Here is a 19,738-nt window from a genome sequence, read left to right as displayed (position 1 = left end):
ACTGCGGCATTATGTCCTAAGCAGCTTTTAAGCAACATGTCGCTCACTGAGTTTAAGCTGATGTAATATAAAAATTGAACACAATATTTTTGTGCTAGGCATCGAGATACCGCACCATCATTATGATAGACTCACTAAAGTCTGATGAAACGCCAGTAGACACAGTATAAATTTCTGAAAGATATTGCTATGACACACGCTAGTTCCGGACCGCCAATTGTTCTTGCATTTTCCGTTTTAGATCCCTCGGGCTCCGGCGGTATTCAAGCAGATATAGAGACAGCAGCAAGTTTGGGATGCCACTGTACGCCAATTATCACGGCTCTGTGTGCCGAGGGTTCTATTCCTGAAACGGAGACCGTCTCGGTTGATCCAACTATCATTATCGAACAAGCCCGTTCTGTTCTTGCACAAATGAATGTTAGCGCGATAAAAATCGGGTTTTTGGGTTCTCGCGCCATTGCAGAAGCTATCCACTCTATTCTACAAGACTACAACACCATACCTGTTGTCTCTCATCCGGCGTTAAGCTTACTAGACGATGAAAACAGTGATCATCACCAACTTGTGGATGCATACACCGATTTAATCTTGCCGGCATCTGCCATCGCAAACTTCTCTCTATTTGAAGCAAGAGCAATATCTGGCGAACAAGATACTGTCGATACCACCGCCCACGCCGTTATTGCCAGTGGCTGCCAAACGGCTTTTATTACCGGCACCGGTAAGCAAACACAAGCCTTTCAAAACAGTGCATATAACGCCAAAGGTTTAATTAAAAACTACCAGTGGCAACAGGAGCAGCCCATATCTCATGGCTCCGCAAGTACCTTAGCGATGAGTATGGCAGCTTATTTGGCTCACGGTTTTAATGAACTACAAACCATCGAGCAGGCACAAAATTATACCTGGCAATCGATGCGAGCAGCCAGAGACATAGGTTTCGGCAGGAGCACCCCTCACCGACTTTTCTGGGCAGATCAAAATATAGAAACCACTGAAGATATTCTGCCGGGAACGCGAACCCACTAACTCTAATTTTTGTGATATTTACATGACTTCAAACTCTGAACAATTTTCTCGTGCCCAAGCGGTTATCCCCGGAGGCGTTAATTCTCCAGTAAGGGCATTTAAAGCGGTAGGCGGAGAACCACTTTTTATCAATAAGGCAAGCGGCGCTTATTTATTTGATAGCGAGGATAAACGTTATATCGATTATGTTCTGTCATGGGGGCCAATGATTCTAGGCCACGCTCATCCGCAAGTGCTGGGGGCAGTAAAAGAAAAAATTGATAGCGGCTTGAGTTTCGGAGCACCCACTCAGGTGGAAACAGAATTGGCCGAAGCTATCTGTAAGATTCTTCCCGGCATGGATAAAATTCGATTTGTCAGTTCAGGTACCGAAGCCACCATGAGCGCAATAAGATTAGCCCGGGGTTTTACAGGGCGCGATAATATTGTCAAATTTGAAGGCTGCTACCATGGACATTCAGACTCTTTACTTATCAAAGCCGGTAGCGGCGCGCTAACGCTGGGGGTTCCAAGCTCACCGGGCGTACCTGAGTGTTTGGCCCAACATACGCTCACATTGACGTATAACGACTGCGAGCAATTAGAAACATTATTTAAAGAAAAAGGCGACAGTATCGCCTGTATCATTGTTGAACCGGTCGCAGGCAACATGAATTGCATCCCACCTAGCGCGGAATTTCTACAAACCTTAAGACGCGTATGTGATGACAGTGGCACCGTGCTTATTTTTGATGAAGTGATGACAGGCTTTAGACTCGGCATTAGCGGAGCACAGGGCTATTATGGTATTACACCAGATTTAACGACATTGGGAAAAGTTATCGGCGGTGGTATGCCCGTAGGTGCATTTGGCGGTCGCAAGGATATTATGGATTTTATTGCCCCAGTAGGTCCGGTGTATCAGGCAGGCACTCTATCGGGCAACCCTGTAGCAATGACTGCGGGCTTGGCAACTATCGAACTCATCGCAGAAAATGGTTTTTACGAACCTATATTCAACAAAACAACGCAACTATGCCAAGGGCTTGAACAAGCAGCCGTAGAAGAAGGTATTCCATTTACTACCAACCATGTAGGGTCAATGTGGGGAGGATTTTTCACGGAAGAAAAAGCCATTAGTAATTACCAACAAGTTATGGCATGTAACACACAAAGATTTAATCAATTTTTCCATGGTATGTTAGAAGAAGGGGTATATTTAGCTCCGGCTTCATACGAAGCAGGCTTTATGTCCGCAGCCCATACTAGTGAAGATATTGAAAATACTATCGCAGCAGCGAAAAAGGTATTTAGCGGTTTAAAAGATTAGAAGTGCCCTAAAGTCAAAATTCACTTGGGGCGAGCACAAGGCCCAAGTGAATTTCAAAGAAATCAAACGAATAAAATCTCTTAGATTAAAGCTATTCTGGATTGGTTACCTACTGTGCTCCAATTAATTTAGATATAGTTGTTTTATCTTTTTCTGACAAATCAATAATCTGAAACCCTGACCAGTATTGTGTACCACTGTCAGTCTCTTTAATCCAAAGACATTCTGCACCCAGACAAAGACTATCGCATCCATCTACCGCATCGCTAAAATTGAAGCTCAGCTGATAAAGACAATTTTCCCGAATTTGGCCATCGCCAATGAGCATAAACCCTTCTTCATGCAAATTAACGATGCTACCTATCTCGACTTTTTGCAAAGTGTTTGTGACTTTAATATGTTGATCAACCGATTTCCGCTGCTTGTTACGCTTATCGCCATCATTGCTCGGTAACATTCTCATCTCCTGAGTTTTTATTCGCTTCAGCCTTCTCGTTTAACTTCTGGAAAATATTCTCTAGTGCACGCTCAAAGAATGGTTTCGAACTACCAGATATAATTTTTGCGGTACCGGCAATCATTTGTCGAGCCATATCTAAACCGGACATCATATCCACACGCTTACCCATCTGATCCACTAGCATATAGTGAGATGTTCGGGCGTTATACCAGGCAATCTTAAGTCGTCGACCACCTTCAAATTCGAACCATGTTCCAAACTCAATAACTTTTAATTTCTCGACAACTTGTGCTTCTTCTGGCGTTGCCACATCTTCTTCTGATTTTCTGGTGCCTGCTTTTTCCGCCGCGATCTGCTCAAGTTTATGACGCATAGGTGCAGGAGCGGGCTCAGCTTTCTTGCTTTGCATCGCTAGGTTCATTAGCGAAAGAATCGCATCAATAAGTTTTTTGCCCTTCGCTTGATCAAAACCAATAGTATCAAAACCTGCTTTCATACTTGCAGTGATATCTTCATGCATAGCTATTTGCTTAGCTTTATCTTCGTCTTTTGTCTTCGGACGAATACTCCATAAAACATCGTCTACCAAGCCAAGTGCTTTTATCCATTTTTCAGAATGATCACCATAACGCAGTAAGGCAAAACTTAAGTAATCAGACCAAGGCTGCAATAAGAATAACAACAGCGCCGATGGCAATTCACGATTATGGGTACGTTTGCGGATTTCATCATTAACACGTAATTTTACTTCCCGCAGTTTTTCCTCACCCTGAGCTTTTTCCGTCGCCCTCTTCTCCATGAGATCTTGTCGGCGAATAATATTCTTGGTGTAGCTATTAAATTCAAGAAGTAAGGTGGTAATGATTTTTACATCGTTGTCGAACTCTTTGAGAATGCGATCCACAGTGTTTTTAATTTTTTCATAAATTTCGTACTGTTGAGTACCGTCATTGCCTACCCAGTGAGCCCCAGCCTCAGCCAAGCTATTGAGCAGAAGACGCGCTGGGTGATCGGTTTTCTCAAAAAAACCAGGGTCTATAAATGCAATCTTTAAAAAGGGCGTATGTAGGTAACTCAAAAGAGCTTTGACACAGTCGGGGAGATTCTCATCATTTAACATATATTCAAACAACATTCCCACAAGGTCTATTGTCTGCATATCTGCTTTTTCTACATCGTTATCTTCATCATCCTTTTTAATGATTTCCTTAAGTTGTGCCATCATATCCGACACATCAACAGGGGCTGCGATCTGACTACTTGGAACCAAGTTAGGCGTCACCTGAGACTGTTGCTGAATAATTTGTAGAGCCTCGATAAGATCAGCTTCAGTGACGGTTGCAGCCGCGGGAGCAGGTGCGTAATTTACTGGTACCGGCTCAGACACTAATAATTGATTCTGTAAATTGCGAATAGCCTGTAGTAATTCATCTTGATACTCACCTTCAGACAAGCCTTCACCGCTCGGGCTTGGGCCACTGGGATTAGTAGAAAAGCCTGCGGCTGTATCCTCATATTGATTTTGAGGTTCTTCTTCTTGCTGGTAGTTCTCTTCTTCTTCCTCAGATAAGTACGATGCTGGGGCATTACCTGTAGGGATGGTATAGCGCAAATGAGGCAATATACCTTGCGTTTTTAAGTACTGGTTAATGTCCTCTAAAATTTGACGGGTTAAGCCCAATAGCTGCTTATCATAGACTTTATAGGCCAGCGTCTTAGCTTTGCCATCGAGGCACACCAGTTTAAGGGCTTTACGCAGGGATTCACAGAGTTGGATTGGAGATGCGGGATTAGAAGACTCAGTAACATGATCACCGTCATTGAGCACAGCAAAACGTTGGTTAAGCGCCCACAAAGGTTCGGCAAAGTAGGCATCAGCCCTTTGTGTTAAAGAAGTAATAGCAATAGCTTCTTCCAGGTCTTCATTTTCTAAAAGTGACAGCTTGTCACCCAGTGCAGCCTCTTCATCTCCACCGACCGAGGTGTTGAGCTCTTGTTTTTTAAATTTAACAAAACCTTCTGATAAATAGCCACAGTAGTAACGTTCGATATCGTCCCGTTTGGAACGCAGCATCCGCTGTACTTCCATCAGCTCAACAGCATCTTGGTTAGATTTAGCCTCGCGTATTTCTTCCAATAAAGCGTCATCCAGCGAATCAATATACTTTGAAAACGCTGCCTGAGCACTATCAGCAGCTATTTGTTGGCACGTTTTTAAATGCGCAATAATGGCAGAATTTGACAGTGGCAAAAGTACTGGTGCGTAACCATCAGTTTCTTTTTCTTCATTTTTTATTAGTTTTGACATAATGCTAAATCAATTCCTAAGAACAGCTAAGTTGCACCTAAATACACAAATAAAAATGTGCCAATAAAAGGAGCTAGACAACTTAGAATTTCCACAAATGTAAAAAAAACCGACAGAAAAATGAATTTATTCCGTTCAAACACGGACTTTTCTATCTAATATAGTCTCAAATACATAAAAGTGGGTACAATCCGCCTGTTAATCCCTTTATCTTTAATTATGTTTACTACTTTTAGCATAAGTTAGCAAAAAAAATACCTATATCTTATACATAGATAATATTTGCTTAAACCCACAGTCGGAAACGGAAAACAACTTAATACTATGAACACATACGATATCTACGGAATTGGTGCAGCGTTGCTTGACACAGAAATAGAAGTCACCGATGCTGATCTGCAACAATTCAATATCGAAAAAGGACTAATGACCTTAGTCGATGATACACGACAAAAAGAGTTAATGAACCATTTAAAAGATCATCTTGTTGCATCAAAAAAAGCAAGCGGCGGATCAGGTGCCAATACTATCATTGCAGCAAGCAGCTTTGGCTCACGTACCTTTTATAGCTGTAAAGTTGCCAATGATGAAAATGGCTTGTTGTACTTGTCAGATCTTGAAAAAGCAAATGTCACATACCACGCAAACAATGGTTCTTCGCCGGGAGTTACGGGCAAGTGTCTGGTGATGATTACCTCCGACGCGGAAAGAACCATGAACACTTACCTGGGTATCAGTGAAACAGTATCTGTGATTGATATCGATGAAGACGCGCTGAAACAGTCTAAGTATGTCTATATTGAAGGTTATCAGGTAACCTCTCCCACCGGTCGCCCAGCGGCTATAAAGTTGAAAGAATTAGCCGACGCAAACAATATCAAGACTTCTATAAGTTTATCTGATCCGGCGATAGTCAATCACTTTCATGACGGTTTGAAGGAAATGATAGGCAGCGGCGTTGATATCCTTTTTTGCAATAAAGATGAGGCGATCAATTTTACCCAAGCCGATAGCTTTGACGATGCCTTTGAGGGCTTGAAGAAGTATGCTAAAACTTTTGCCATTACTATGGGTGCAGAGGGTTCGTGCTTATTCGATGGTGAACAGCGTATAGATATTGCTCCCTGTGTGGTCAAAGCCATCGATACCAATGGTGCTGGTGACATGTATGCAGGTGCATTTTTGTATGCTTTGAGCCAAGGAAAAACTTATCAACAAGCAGGCAATTTAGCGAGTAAAGCAGCTTCTGTTATCGTATCTCAATATGGACCACGTTTGAGAAAAGAGCAGCACGCAGAAGTTTTATCAGAGATGGAAGGGTTTTAAATCAGAAAACCGCAAGACCGAGCATTAAGTGATGCTCGGTCTACCTCATTAAGGCTATCTAATTCAGTTACTGTCGACGACTACTTATCCTTGTGACAGCAACTCTCTCAGGTCGATAATGCCAGCATTGGCACGAGAAATATAAGATGCCATCACTAAAGAGTGATTGGCTAACATACCAAGACCATCACCATTTAAAATCATTGGGCTATAGACAGTACTTTGGGTTGCTTCCAACTCACGGATGATTTGCTTGAGACTGATTCTGGCATTTTTCTTATCGAGCACCTTGGCAAAATCCACTTCAATCGCCTTTAAAAAATGAATCAGCGCCCAAGTGCTTCCTCGAGCCTCATAAAAAACATTATCAATACGCAGCCATGGCGTTTTAATAACCAATTCATCTGGTGTTTGCGTGGCTTGACTAGCATCCAACTCACCCGCTAAATCTGTATTAAGACGCTTTTGTCCCACACTAGCGCTGAGACGTTGGGACAAATTACCTAAGCGCGTTTCTACTGTGCTCAACCAATAGCGTAAATTATCTGCACGAGCATAGAATTGTGTACTCGATGAAGAACGATCACCCAAACTGCTTTGATAGGAGCGTAGATAACCGAGTCCCTCGCGGTATTCATCTTCTGTTTGTGGCAACAGCCAGCTATTGTTATCAAAATTAAAACGCGACTCTGCAGAAGCCAAATGACTATTTTCAAGTGATTGGGACTGAGAACGGCTAAACGCTTCGCGCAGAGCTTTAGTTAAATCCCTCACTTGGATAAGTACACCGTATTCCCAACTGGGGATGTTATCTAGCCAAATTCCTGGAAAGGAAATATCATTCGTCAGGTAGCCTCCAGATTTATGCAGCATAGTATCGACAACGTAAATTAATGCCGAGGTGGTAGTAACACCGGTCACGACGCGACTTTTATCCTGCTCAACTTCAATAAGTGCCTGCTCGGAGACATCAAATTGATCGGGCTCAAAGCTCCAAATCACACCCAAAACAATGCCAACAACAAAATATAATCCTACCAGCGATAACAATAGTTTTACCCAGAGACTTGATTCAGAAGAATCGTTATCTCTGCCTAGTAAACGATTAGTACGCGTCGAAATAGCTGATGTAAGCTTCTTAACTTTATCCAACATAATTATCCTAAGTGCATTAACCGTGCGGGCGAACTTCCACACTTTTAGTCATTACAATACCGCTGTCAAACTCAAAAGTCATATCAAATGTATCGCCAACCTCTAAAGTATCATATAGCCCAAAAACCATCAGATGAAAACCACCAGGCTCTAATACATGACTACCCTTGGGAGGAATGCTAAACCTTTTTACTGGCCGCATCTGCATCATACCTTGCTCATAAAAATTACGATGCACTTCTATGTGTTCAGCGATGGGAGAATGTATGTAAGTGAGAGACTGAGCTTTACTAGTGTTATTTTTGAACTTCATATAAGCAGCAGCAGTGGTTTGGCCAGGAGCCAATGCTTTAATAAAGACATTTTCTATCACCATTTGCGGTTGTTCTTTTTTTGCACACGAGCTAAAAAAAACAACCGCCAACAAGACGATGAAAATATTTCTCGAAATTAATATGTTCATTACTTCCCCAAACTTCACAGTAGAACTGATTGACTATAAATTGGCGCAAACAAAAGCGGTCATTTTATATTTAATTAGCTCTAAACACGTCAAAACTCGTAAAGCCGTATTATGGGGCTTAGGAAAGTAATATTCATTAAAAAAAGCGATTAAAAAATTGTCTCGCGAGGTGGAGCGAAGTAATAGCCCTGCCCACCTACCACATCTAACTCTTTTAACGCTAACCAATCTTGTTCCGATTCAATACCTTCAACCAGTACTTTAACGTCACAACTGGTGGCTATTTGTATAAGCGATTTTATATAAAAACGATTTTCAGGGTGATGTTGAATATCTAGAACGAAACGCCGGTCAATCTTCACATAGTGTAATGACAGTGTCTGTAGCACCCCCATACACGATGGTGTTACACCAAAATGATCGAGCGATACACCGGCCCCTTTGGCTCGCACCAGACTGACAAAAGCATTTAGTTTGGCGGCAGATGAGCGTAGGACTTTTTCTGGTAACTCAATGATGAGACGAGATGCGCTATCGCTATATTCCTCCAAACAAGCTTGTAACCAAGACTGAAACTCTGAATTAATAGCAGACTGAGGAGATAAATTAACACTAAAAGTTAATTTAGGGAGCTTTCTCATTTTAGCAAGGACTTCACTGATCACAGCTCGATCCATTTGCTCAACAAAACCGTAGCGTTCAACTAAGGGCCAGAAAACACCCGCAACAAGGGTTTTGTCATTATCTTTGATTCTCGCATAGGCCTCATAATGCAATATTTCTTGAGCATTATTGATTTTGACAACAGGCTGATAATGCATGAGCAGGGCGCCATCATCTAGAACATTCTGCAAATACTGTAACCACTCTCTTGCCGGACGAATATCTTCCACCGTATTTTCAACCGGGAACACACTCCACTCGCTACCATGATTAGATATATATTCACGCAACCCCATATCAGCAGCGCTTAGAAATGTCGCTACATCGCAGACTTTGTGAGTGGTAGCACCGCCTATAGCGATATAGCAACTCTGCGCATCGCTGCTGCCACAGCCGCTATCATCAAGAGCATTAATTCCCTCTACCTCTAGCAATAACGCTTTAAGCTCTTCCAGAGTGGGCACTACATCTGGTGCTAGCAACCCTGGAATAAAAATACTAAAGTCACCGCCGGACCGGCGGGCAGGTATCGCATCTGGCCAACGTTGCAGCCAATACTTGATTTTATCCGAAGACTCAATCAACAAACGGTCTCCCTCTTCCCGCCCCAACCTATCGTTGATTTGGCTTAAACCTTCAATATGCAACAAAATTAGTACTGAGGGAGCACCACCGAACTCCGAATTCATCCAAGCAGTAAGGCGAGAATCAAACTCCTTTCGATTTGGCAAGCCGGTGACAGAATCAATGTGACTCTCTCGTCTTAAGTTTTCCGATAACTGTACTTGTTGCTCAAAGGTTGCCTTGATTTTGCTCACCATCCGGTTGATAGCAACCACCATTTCGCGCAGTTCAGGTGTGCGTGGCAAACGCTCTTCAATGTTGAACTCCTGCCGGCATATGGCTTCTGCCTGGCGCTTGACGCGATCTAGGGGCCGCAATAATACTTTCAGACCTAGTCCTGCTATGGCATAGCAAAGTGCTGTTGTAAAAATGAACAGCCAGAATTGCTGAACCACCATTCGCCATAGATCTCGGTACGCATATCCTGGGTGAACGGTTACTTCTATTGCTCCAAGACGATACCAGCCTGAGATAACTTCGGCCCGGCCTTTACGGACTTTCAAGGGAATTGTGTTGATAAACCAATTAGGCACACCATCAATTTTTATCTCTCGTTGACGTGTGACAATGGCTTTACCATCGAGCCCTTGGTAAAGAATAGTTTGATAAAAACCACGATCAAAAATCACATCTATCATCGAGGTGACTTGAGCGATATCTTTTTGTTGGGCGGCATGAGAAATAGTTAAGCCTAAAGATGTAGCCGTATCCTCGGCATGAACGGTTAGCTGCTCTCCAAGATATTGACGGGTATTAAAAATACTGACCGTCGCATTGCCTGCTAACAGAATTAACATTAGTAGGGTAATCGAGAGTATTAGTTTACGGAATAAGCTCATTGTGCCGTGCTAGCAAACCCTAGAAGGTCATTTGTTTATTACTTATTCTTTTATTCTAGGGTCTGTTCGCGTAGATTGCATAATCGCAGCGCGAGTAATACTGAAAATATTTGTTTGAGAGTTAGGCGGCTCTATAGTGGCGGCATGATCCGAATTTTAGGTGAGCGAGCGATACGAATATCACCTCTTACCCGGTATCCCTGTGCAGCACTTTTGAGCTGACTGTATATCCAGCGACCTTCTTTGTCATTGCGAGCGTAAATCAATACACTTTCCTTGGTTTCTTGCAAACGCGTGGCAATTTCCGCCAGTAGTTTCGTTACTTCACTCGATTTAGCACTGAGTTCCATGCGAGGCAACCGAATTTCTTCGACAAAGTTACCCTGCTTTTCTTCCTGCTGCCTCACTCTGCTGGCTACTGACTGTTGCGCCTTGGCAATTTGCTTTTTCAAATCCATAAGTAGGCTATTAGCAGGATAAAAGACTTCAATTTGTTGCATATAATTTTTCGCAGAACTAATCCGCCCATCCTTCAACGCGGTGCGAATCAATTCAGCATAGCGCAGCATTATCGCTTGTAACCCTGCTCGCGCTTGGTTATTTTCAGGATTAAGTAATAACACCGAGTGAAACTTGTCATACGCGTTATCGTGGCTTGGCGTCGTATAACGCGCATCGCGAAAAGCTTGCTGAGCTTGCTTGAGTAACTTCGTTTCTATCCGAGATTGTACCGAAGGCGTTGCAACGGGCTTTACTGCTTCTTTGGCAACCTCCGGAGCCGCGGAAGGTACATCACTTTTGCTAGGCTTAACACTTTTGTCTAATGAAGCAGTCTGTTCTCGCTTGGTGCTATTCACGCACCCAGCTAAATTAAGTACTATAGAAAGCGCCAAAGTAAAGCGTAAGATGATAGTGCCCAGCACTCTTATTCTCCTCTTAATGTGACAGATAAATTATGTGGAGCGCGATTGTAAGTCATAAAGTCCCGTGATGAGGCGATAAAATTCGTATTTTGTCAATTTCCGATAAACGGCACCCTATATTACACTTATCGAATACTGTTAAGACAGGTTAAGACTAATTGAAACAAGCAAGGGAACTCTGCTCATAAGCGCTATGTCAATGATGCACAATGAATTAAGATTGCATATACAGCACATCACCGAAGGCATTTGTTAAGAAGGTTGAAGACAACAGTTATGTTATACAGAATTACTTTTTTATTACTGACTTTTATCGCCACTTTTAGTGTTAATGCTCAAGAGGGTGATATTTTTGGCTCAGATGCCGCGCCCACCTCATCATTTAACCAGCAAGAAGAAGAGTTTTTGCGTGTTGAGCAAGCATACGAAGTGGTGCCTCTTGTTTATGACGATGTGCTTTCATTTGCCTGGTCCATTCACTCAGGATACTACCTTTACCAACATCAATTTAAGGTAGAAGCACGTAATGATTCCAGTAGTGAAAAGTTGACATTGGATTTTGAGACAGGCAAGAAAAAATTTGATGAGTTCTTTAATAAAGAACTTGTTGTTTACTACAACAATACTGAGGTAAAAACCAGCTTACCCGCCCTCAAACCACCTTATGAACTAAAAATATCTTCCCAAGGGTGTGCCGATGCAGGGCTTTGCTATCCCCCACGTCATCAGTATTTCACTGTCGACGCAAATGGCAAAGTTAGCGAAACGGCAACAGCGGCATACGCAGCAGGCGGTGGTAGTGATAGCAGCGGTGGAAATAGCTCAGCGCCCTATGCTGATGGGGAAGCGCCCCTGTTACCACTGGTTATCCTCGGCGCGCTTCTTGGTGGCCTTATTCTCAATTTAATGCCCTGTGTATTCCCTGTGCTTTCGCTAAAAGCATTGAGCTTTGCATCATCCAATCAATCAACACACAAACAACACTTGCATGGCTGGGCTTACACAGCGGGAGTCGTGGGTTCATTTGTGGTAGCGGCCGGTATTATCCTTGCCGCGCGTGGAGCCGGCGAGTCTCTAGGCTGGGGTTTCCAATTGCAACAGCCAGGCTTTGTGGCGTTTATGGCATTTCTATTTTTTGTTATGGGACTTAGTTTGTCAGGTATGTTCCATATCGGCACTAGCTGGATGGGGGCGGGACAGTCACTCACTGGTGGCGAGGATCTTAAATCTTCATTCTTTACAGGTGTCCTGGCTGCACTCGTCGCAAGCCCCTGCACAGCACCCTTTATGGCAACTGCTTTAGGTTTTGCCTTAACTCAGTCAGTTTTTATCGCACTATTAATATTCATCGCGCTGGGATTTGGTATGGCACTCCCTTTCCTACTGCTTAGTTATAGTCCGGTCTTAGCAAAATACCTTCCTGCGCCAGGCCCATGGATGGATACTCTCAAACAGGTACTGGCCTTCCCTCTCTACCTGACTTCTGTTTGGTTGTTATGGGTACTTGCCAATCAAACCTCCAGTAGTGGTGCGATGGTAGTACTTGCTGGCGCGGTTATGCTGGCCTTTGGCATATGGCTGCTGCAATTACCATCATCAAACTCGGCTCGTGCTCGTATGATGGCTAAAACATTTGCTGCGGCGAGTATCTTGGTAGCAGCATATAGCGCATGGATTGCAGGGGATTTTCGTGAGAGAGATAGCGGTATATGGCAAGCCTATTCAGCAGGAAAAATCGAAGAGTTAAGAGCCGAGGGCGTACCCGTTTTTGTCGATCTGACAGCAGATTGGTGCATAACCTGCAAATTTAATGAACGGGTTGCGCTAAATACAGAAAAAGTCGCACGATTCGCTGCAATTAATGATATCGTCATGTTACAGGGCGACTGGACAAACTCAGACCCGGAGATATCCGCTCTGCTGGAAAAGTTTGGTCGCAGTGGTGTGCCTCTTTATCTAATGTACCCCGCTGACTCGAATCTGCCTGCAAAGGTACTTCCGCAAATTTTAACGGAACAAATCGTACTATCTTCAATGGAAGAAGCCTTACTTTAAATCTTCGCCCAAAAGAGACCATTTGCACCGAATTTCGTCTATTTACAACTTTTAGGTAGACAGCGCCACTTAAATTCGGCACAATTTATCTGTGAAAACTGAGCAGAAGGTATTTCTCGTGCGTCCTGCACGAGAACTTTAGCCATTTTATAGCACACAACAATAAGGCGGTTATTAATGGCATCTATTTTGGTACTTCATGGTCCTAACCTTAACCTTTTAGGAGTGCGAGAACCGGGCATTTACGGCCACACCAGCCTCGATGATATCAATGCAAAACTTGGCGCAGCCTGTATGGGAAAAGGGCATCACTTCCAAGTTTTACAGAGCAATGCCGAGTACGAACTGATCGAGCGCATTCACGATGCGCGTATCGAAGGCATTAACTTTATCATCATTAATCCGGCAGCATTCACTCATACCAGCGTCGCATTAAGAGATGCGCTTGCTGCAGTTAATATTCCGTTTATTGAATGCCACTTATCCAACGTCCACAAACGTGAGCAATTTAGACAACATTCGTATTTTTCGGACTTAGCAATCGGTGTGATATGTGGTTTTGGTCCACAAAGTTATGAAATGGCACTAGACGCTGCATTTAACCACCTAGAGCAACAGCAAACGCCTTAAATTAAATTTATTACACATTTGCCTTTTAGTGAGGAAGCAATGGATATCCGAAAAATTAAAAAACTCATCGAGCTATTAGAAGAATCTAATGTTGCTGAATTAGAAATTCGCGAAGGCGAGGAATCCGTTAGAATTAGCCGAGGCTCATCAGCACTAGCAGCACAAGCCGCTGCCGTAGTCCAACCTGTGGTAACACCAGCTGCAGCAGCTGCGCCTGTGGCGGCCGCAACAACAACTGAAACACACACTGAAGTTGTGACCTCTTCTCCTATGGAGGGACACACTGTTGCCTCCCCTATGGTAGGAACTTTCTATCGTTCACCAACGCCTGGCGCTTCGCCTTTTGTAGAAGTTGGTCAGAGTGTTAAAGAGGGCGATGTTATTTGCATTATCGAAGCGATGAAGATGATGAATCAAATCGAATGTGACAAGACCGGTGTTATAGAAGAGATTCTTGTTGAAGATGGTAATCCTGTGGAGTTTGATCAGCCATTAGTCCGCATAGTCTAAAGCGCGAGAGGATTCATCATTATGTTTGACAAAGTGCTTATAGCCAACAGAGGCGAGATCGCCCTTAGAGTATTGCGCGCGTGTAGAGAATTAGACATTAAAACTGTTGCCGTATATTCTCAAGCAGATCAAAACCTCAAACACGTACTTCTGGCTGACGAATCAGTATGTATCGGCCCTAATCCCTCAACTAACAGCTATCTCAATATCCCAGCTATCATCGCTGCAATGGAAATTACCGACGCTGTTGCCGTGCATCCAGGCTACGGTTTCCTTGCGGAAAATGCCGATTTTGCCGAGCAAGTTCAAAAAAGTGGATTTACTTTCATCGGCCCAGATCCCGATGTTATCCGTATGATGGGCGATAAGGTGGCAGCTATCGATGCTATGAACAAGGCTGGAGTGCCAACTGTGCCAGGCTCCGGCGGCCCACTTACCGATGACGAACAAGCCTGTATCGACTGTGCAGAAACCATAGGTTTCCCTGTAATTATTAAAGCAGCGGCAGGCGGTGGCGGCAGAGGCATGCGTGTTGTGCACGATAAAGAGTCTCTATTTAACTCCATTCAAATAACTAAATCAGAAGCCCTTGCTGCATTCGGTGATGCCACCGTGTACATGGAAAAGTTTTTGCAAAATCCCCGTCATGTGGAAGTGCAAATTATGTCAGACGGCCAAGGCAATACCATTCATCTATATGATCGCGATTGCTCGCTGCAGCGTCGCCACCAAAAAGTGATGGAAGAGGCCCCAGCCCCAGGCATTCCCATGGAGATTAAGCAGGAGGTGTTCGACTCCTGTATCAAAGCATGCAACGATATTGGTTATCGCGGCGCAGGCACATTTGAATTCCTTTACGAGGATGGTCGTTTTTATTTCATCGAAATGAATACCCGTATTCAGGTGGAACACCCCGTGACTGAAATGATTACTGGCGTCGATCTGATTAAAGAACAAATCAGCGTCTGCGCAGGTAACAAGTTAAGTTTAAAACAAGAAGATATCTCAGTTAACGGACACGCTTTTGAGTGCCGAATTAACGCAGAAGATCCCAAAACGTTTATGCCCAGTCCAGGCCCTGTTAATAAATTTCACACACCAGGTGGTTTAGGTGTGCGTGTGGATTCTCACCTCTACGGTGGCTATAGTGTTCCGCCCTATTACGACTCCATGATCGCGAAAATTATTACTCACGGTGCAGATCGAACTACCGCTCTTAAAAAAATGGGAGTTGCCTTGGATGAATTAGTGATCGATGGTATAAAAACTAACACGGATTTACAAAAGGATCTTGTTGTTGATGAAGCCTTCAACGAGGGCTGCGTTAACATTCATTACCTTGAGAAAAAACTCGGTCTCTAAATCATGTGACCATATAAAGCTGCGACCCTAAAATGGTCGCAGTATCATAATTCTTTTTCACGAAAGCCAATCTACTACACTTTTCAAAGGCGGCTAACTATGCCTTGGTTGCAATTACGAGTTAATACACAGCGAGATGATGTCCCTTCTGTAGAAACAGCTATGACGTCCAATGGCGCTTTGTCAGTCACATTTGAAGATAATGCTGATCAACCAATTTTTGAACCTGAGCTTGGTGAAACCCCTCTTTGGAATGAAACCTGTGTGACAGGCTTGTTCGATGCGGCTATTGAAACGCATGATGTGCAAGATAAAATCACTCACCAATGTGGTGTGGGTGATGACGCTTGTCATTGGCAAATACTCGAGGACAAAGATTGGCAAAGAGAATGGATGAAGCACTTTTCACCTCTGCAGTGCAGCGCTAATTTCTGGATATGTCCAAGCTGGATAGCACCTCCCAAACCCGAAGCAATAAATTTGATGTTAGACCCCGGTTTAGCGTTTGGCACCGGTACGCATCCAACCACCTTTATGTGCTTAAAGTGGGTAGCAGAGTGTAATATCTCCAATAAGGATGTAGTTGACTATGGCTGCGGATCAGGCATCTTAGGCATTGCCGCATTGTTACATGGTGCCAAATCGGTCACAGGAATCGATATTGATCCGCAAGCACTTATTGCGAGCCAAGAAAATGCCAAACGCAATAATTTGGATAAGGAACTTTTCCCGGTATACTTCCCAGACAAATGTCCAACAGAGAAAACTGATATCGTGTTGGCAAATATTTTAGCGGGTCCTTTGGTAGAATTGGCCCCGGCCCTGGTATCTTTACTAAAAACCGGAGGCAAAATATGTCTTTCTGGGATTTTGAAATCTCAACAACAGGCGATTATTGACACCTACTCTCACCATGTAACAATAGATAAAATTGATGAAAAAGATGAATGGGTGTGCATTGTTGGAACAAAAAAAGCGTAACCCTATCAATTTTAAACCTTCACAATGGCACATTGATTTTAGTGAGTATAAACTCACCATTAACGATTTAAGATATTAAGGATTTTGCGGAGTGACTGAAAATATTACACGTTGCCCGAAATGCAATACGTCTTTCCGTATTTCAGAAAGTCATTTGAACACGGCCAAAGGGTCTGTGCGCTGTGGCTCATGCCTTAATATTTTTAATGCCAAGCAATATCTTGTCTCACCGAACACGTCTGCGCAAAAGCAACAAGCCCCCCTGCCTCAGCAAGAAATATATGATGAGGAAGAAGAAATATTAATCAGTGACGATATGGAGAATGAGCAGGTAGGCGCTGGTGATAATGATGGCTATGGTGACTCCCTGTTCAATCAAAAAAGTGATGGCGACTTTAACTTATTTGAACGTGAAGCTCCTCAAGAAGAGGAAGAAAAGCTTGACACTCAGGATGAATCTTGGGCATTAAATTTATTGGAGGAAGATGAAGAATCTCATCCTCAACCTGAACCACCATCGGTGGAAGAGCTGGAAAAACAGGAAGAAAAGCAGAATACCGAAGAGTTTGAAGCAAGTTACTACACTAATAGTTTCCAGATCATTGAAGATGAAGCAATAGTAGAAAGCGAACAGCAACAAGCTGACCTCGATCAGGCAACAATCGAGAACGCCACTGATGAAAGTGACGCAGTTAAGGATATATTTTACGAGGAAGAAATAGAGGAATATGACTACTCGGAGGCATCTTCTCTATATGAACAAAGTCCGGCCAGCAATAAATATCTCGATGCGATAGAACCTGAACCGGTTGAGTTTGACTGGCAACGACACTCCAACATATGGCATTCCAAACTGTTATGGGGAGCGCTTTCGCTAATTGTAGCCGCCCTTTTAGTAGGGCAAGTGGCTTGGATAAAGTTTGATACTCTGAGTGTTATCGAGCCATACAGGTCATATTATGCGAAGGTTTGTTCTACATTTTCATGCAAATTGCCTGACCTGATTGACAGAAAATTAATCAAAACCGCTAATTTGGTTGTCCGTTCTCACCCAAAGACTCAAGGCGCACTCATAGTAGATGCCGTGTTACAAAATACAGCAAGATTTGAACAGACGTTTCCTGCTCTTGACCTTGTCTTCACTAATCAGCAAGATAAAACGGTAGCGGCTAGAAGGTTAAAGCCTAGTGATTATTTGGCGGGTGAGTTAGCAGGCAGAACACACATGCCGGTAAAACAGCCTATCCATATCGCTATAGAAATAGCCGATCCGGGAAGGGAAGCGGTCGGTTATAGAATAAGCATTGCGGAGTAGAGAGTATCGCCTACTTGCATGTTCGATGAAAATCTTATTTACTACGCCAAATATTTCAAAAACTGATCCTTTTTCAAGCAATTTGCCTAAAATATACATTCCAATACGCAGAAACAAACGGTATGATAGCCACCCTTTTCAGGCAGGCTTCTGGGGATGTAAAACATTCGCAAAGGCGAAGTATTTGAGTTTTTTGTTTGTGTAGTACTGGTTATTTCTTGGGGGAAACATCAGTTGTTAATTATTGGCCCATACGCTTTAAATAGCCGCGTTATGCTCGCGCCTATGGCTGGCGTTACAGACTTGCCGTTTCGCGAAATATGCCGCGAAATGGGGGCCGCATTGACGACATCTGAGATGGTCACAAGTGATACATCATTGTGGGGGAGCGAGAAGAGCCGCAATCGTTTGATCAACCACTCTGACAGTGACATGCCAGCAAGCGTACAAATTGCTGGTTCTGACCCCGACATGATGGCACAAGCAGCGGTTTGTGCAGTCGCACACGGTGCACAAATTATTGACATCAATATGGGGTGCCCGGCTAAAAAAGTGTGTAAAAAACTTGCCGGTTCTGCATTGATGAAAGATGAAAAATTAGTAAGTCGCATTTTAGCCAAAGTCGTAGGTAGCGTAAGCGTACCGGTGACACTAAAAACGCGCACAGGCTGGGATAAAAACAATAAAAATGGAATAGAGGTCGCTCGAATTGCTGAGAGTGAAGGGATAAAAGCAATAACAATACATGGAAGAACACGGGCTTGCAGATTTGCAGGTGAAGCTGAGTACGACACTATTGCACAAATCGTTGATACATTATCGATTCCGGTTTTTGCAAACGGTGATATAGACACTCCTGAAAAAGCTAAGGCGGTACTTGAATGTACCTCAGCACATGGGATTGTAATTGGCAGAGCTGCGTTTGGAAACCCGTGGATATTTAAGCAAATTTCACATTTTTTAGCCTCTGGAAAACAGCTTCAGAAGCCGACGATTGTCGAAATTGCCAGCACTATGACAGCGCATTTTAAGGAACTATATAAATTTTATGGTGACTACAAGGGAACTCGGTTAGCTCGCAAACATTTTACATGGTATTGCCAACAACACCTGAGTCGCCCTACTGACACAATAAAAGCATTTAACCAATTAGAAACATATCAATCACAATTAGAGGCCGTAGAGAAATTATTAAAGCGGCCGACCATTTATGAGGAAAAAGTAGCATGAATACAGCGGATACGCTTCTCAACGATCGCACCAAGGAATTTTCAGGTCAAACAACACAAGCTAATGAAACATACAACAGTGTTCAACAAGATCAATCTCTTCGCGACTGTGTAGAAAAAGCGGTTAGCAATTACTTTCAACACCTTGAAGGTCAAGATGTTACTGATGTTTACGAGATGGTTTTAGCAGAAGTTGAAGCCCCTATGTTAGAAGTTGTTATGAAGTACACCCGCCATAATCAAACTAAAGCTGCGAACGTTTTAGGTTTGAACCGAGGTACTCTTCGCAAGAAACTTAAGCAATACGGCTTACTGTAAAGTCTTTTAACACTTATTAACTGAAGACAAGCAAGCTATAGACTGTTTGCTCATCACAGTTAGCAAAATCATTCGCCTAGCTAAAACTGCGCTTACACCGTAACGCGACGGGTTTAAGGCTAAGCGAATGGTATGCAAGTGCTAATATCTATATATTTACAATATAGGTTTGGCAATACTGCACTCTATACACCGATAATTTTATTCAAAGCCCACATACTCATACTGCATCATTT

Annotated in this window: 17 protein-coding genes; 11 read left to right on the top strand and 6 right to left on the bottom strand. The window is 43.2% G+C overall.

The window, feature by feature from the left end; genetic code table 11:
* Positions 1-189 precede the first annotated feature (189 nt).
* Positions 190-1,032, top strand: coding sequence for a bifunctional hydroxymethylpyrimidine kinase/phosphomethylpyrimidine kinase (gene thiD / locus BVC89_RS09460; protein ID WP_086930961.1), 843 nt, complete (start codon positions 190-192; stop codon positions 1,030-1,032).
* Positions 1,033-1,054: 22 nt separating this feature from the next.
* Entirely contained in the window at positions 1,055-2,341 is a 1,287-nt protein-coding gene (gene hemL, locus BVC89_RS09455) for a glutamate-1-semialdehyde 2,1-aminomutase (protein ID WP_086930960.1), read from the top strand.
* A gap of 109 nt (positions 2,342-2,450) precedes the next feature.
* Here the strand turns inward: hemL and BVC89_RS09450 are convergent, their stop codons facing one another.
* Positions 2,451-2,798 carry a PilZ domain-containing protein gene (locus BVC89_RS09450; RefSeq protein ID WP_086930959.1) on the bottom strand — a complete coding sequence of 116 codons (348 nt, stop codon included), beginning with the start codon at positions 2,796-2,798 and terminating at the stop codon, positions 2,451-2,453.
* Positions 2,782-5,109, bottom strand: a complete 2,328-nt coding sequence (locus BVC89_RS09445) for a DUF1631 family protein (RefSeq protein ID WP_086930958.1) — start codon at positions 5,107-5,109, stop codon at positions 2,782-2,784. The genes BVC89_RS09450 and BVC89_RS09445 overlap by 17 nt, the downstream gene beginning before the upstream one ends.
* A 324-nt stretch (positions 5,110-5,433) precedes the next feature.
* Here BVC89_RS09445 and BVC89_RS09440 point away from each other — a divergent pair, with 324 nt between their 5' ends.
* Complete coding sequence (locus BVC89_RS09440; protein WP_086930957.1) at positions 5,434-6,435, top strand: adenosine kinase; 1,002 nt, start codon at positions 5,434-5,436, stop codon at positions 6,433-6,435.
* Positions 6,436-6,519: 84 nt separating this feature from the next.
* On the opposite strand, the gene BVC89_RS09435 is transcribed toward BVC89_RS09440, so the two are convergent.
* From BVC89_RS09435 to BVC89_RS09420, 4 genes are all read right to left on the bottom strand, one after another.
* Positions 6,520-7,590, bottom strand: coding sequence for a DUF2333 family protein (locus tag BVC89_RS09435; protein ID WP_086930956.1), 1,071 nt, complete (start codon positions 7,588-7,590; stop codon positions 6,520-6,522).
* A 16-nt stretch (positions 7,591-7,606) separates the two neighbouring features.
* Positions 7,607-8,053 carry a copper chaperone PCu(A)C gene (locus BVC89_RS09430; RefSeq protein ID WP_086930955.1) on the bottom strand — a complete coding sequence of 149 codons (447 nt, stop codon included), beginning with the start codon at positions 8,051-8,053 and terminating at the stop codon, positions 7,607-7,609.
* A gap of 149 nt (positions 8,054-8,202) precedes the next feature.
* Positions 8,203-10,179 (bottom strand): bifunctional diguanylate cyclase/phosphodiesterase, encoded by a 1,977-nt coding sequence (locus BVC89_RS09425; RefSeq protein WP_086930954.1) that lies wholly within the window; start codon positions 10,177-10,179, stop codon positions 8,203-8,205.
* Positions 10,180-10,310: 131 nt separating this feature from the next.
* Entirely contained in the window at positions 10,311-11,036 is a 726-nt protein-coding gene (locus BVC89_RS09420; RefSeq protein ID WP_158657861.1) for an N-acetylglucosaminyltransferase, read from the bottom strand.
* 342 nt (positions 11,037-11,378) lie between these two features.
* Here BVC89_RS09420 and BVC89_RS09415 point away from each other — a divergent pair, with 342 nt between their 5' ends.
* The 8 genes from BVC89_RS09415 (at position 11,379) to fis (ending at position 19,502) form a co-directional block, all read left to right on the top strand.
* Positions 11,379-13,157 carry a protein-disulfide reductase DsbD family protein gene (locus BVC89_RS09415; protein WP_086930952.1) on the top strand — a complete coding sequence of 593 codons (1,779 nt, stop codon included), beginning with the start codon at positions 11,379-11,381 and terminating at the stop codon, positions 13,155-13,157.
* A 177-nt stretch (positions 13,158-13,334) separates the two neighbouring features.
* Positions 13,335-13,787: a type II 3-dehydroquinate dehydratase gene (aroQ, locus tag BVC89_RS09410; protein ID WP_086930951.1), complete on the top strand. Its 453-nt coding sequence runs from the start codon at positions 13,335-13,337 to the stop codon at positions 13,785-13,787.
* A 39-nt stretch (positions 13,788-13,826) separates the two neighbouring features.
* Positions 13,827-14,297 carry an acetyl-CoA carboxylase biotin carboxyl carrier protein gene (accB, locus tag BVC89_RS09405; protein WP_086930950.1) on the top strand — a complete coding sequence of 157 codons (471 nt, stop codon included), beginning with the start codon at positions 13,827-13,829 and terminating at the stop codon, positions 14,295-14,297.
* Between the two features lie 21 nt (positions 14,298-14,318).
* Positions 14,319-15,659: an acetyl-CoA carboxylase biotin carboxylase subunit gene (gene accC / locus BVC89_RS09400; protein WP_086930949.1), complete on the top strand. Its 1,341-nt coding sequence runs from the start codon at positions 14,319-14,321 to the stop codon at positions 15,657-15,659.
* Between the two features lie 99 nt (positions 15,660-15,758).
* Entirely contained in the window at positions 15,759-16,640 is an 882-nt protein-coding gene (gene prmA, locus BVC89_RS09395) for a 50S ribosomal protein L11 methyltransferase (protein ID WP_086930948.1), read from the top strand.
* A gap of 91 nt (positions 16,641-16,731) precedes the next feature.
* Entirely contained in the window at positions 16,732-17,955 is a 1,224-nt protein-coding gene (locus BVC89_RS09390; RefSeq protein ID WP_086930947.1) for a zinc-ribbon and DUF3426 domain-containing protein, read from the top strand.
* Positions 17,956-18,189: 234 nt separating this feature from the next.
* Positions 18,190-19,185, top strand: a complete 996-nt coding sequence (dusB, locus tag BVC89_RS09385) for a tRNA dihydrouridine synthase DusB (protein WP_086930946.1) — start codon at positions 18,190-18,192, stop codon at positions 19,183-19,185.
* On the top strand, positions 19,182-19,502 hold the full coding sequence (fis, locus tag BVC89_RS09380; protein WP_086930945.1) for a DNA-binding transcriptional regulator Fis: 321 nt from the start codon (positions 19,182-19,184) through the stop codon (positions 19,500-19,502). The genes dusB and fis overlap by 4 nt, the downstream gene beginning before the upstream one ends.
* The last annotated feature ends 236 nt before the right edge of the window (positions 19,503-19,738 follow it).

Origin of the sequence: Agarilytica rhodophyticola, assembly GCF_002157225.2 — a bacterium.
GTDB classification, from domain to species: domain Bacteria; phylum Pseudomonadota; class Gammaproteobacteria; order Pseudomonadales; family Cellvibrionaceae; genus Agarilytica; species Agarilytica rhodophyticola.
This window is presented reverse-complemented; position numbering and strand designations above follow the sequence as displayed.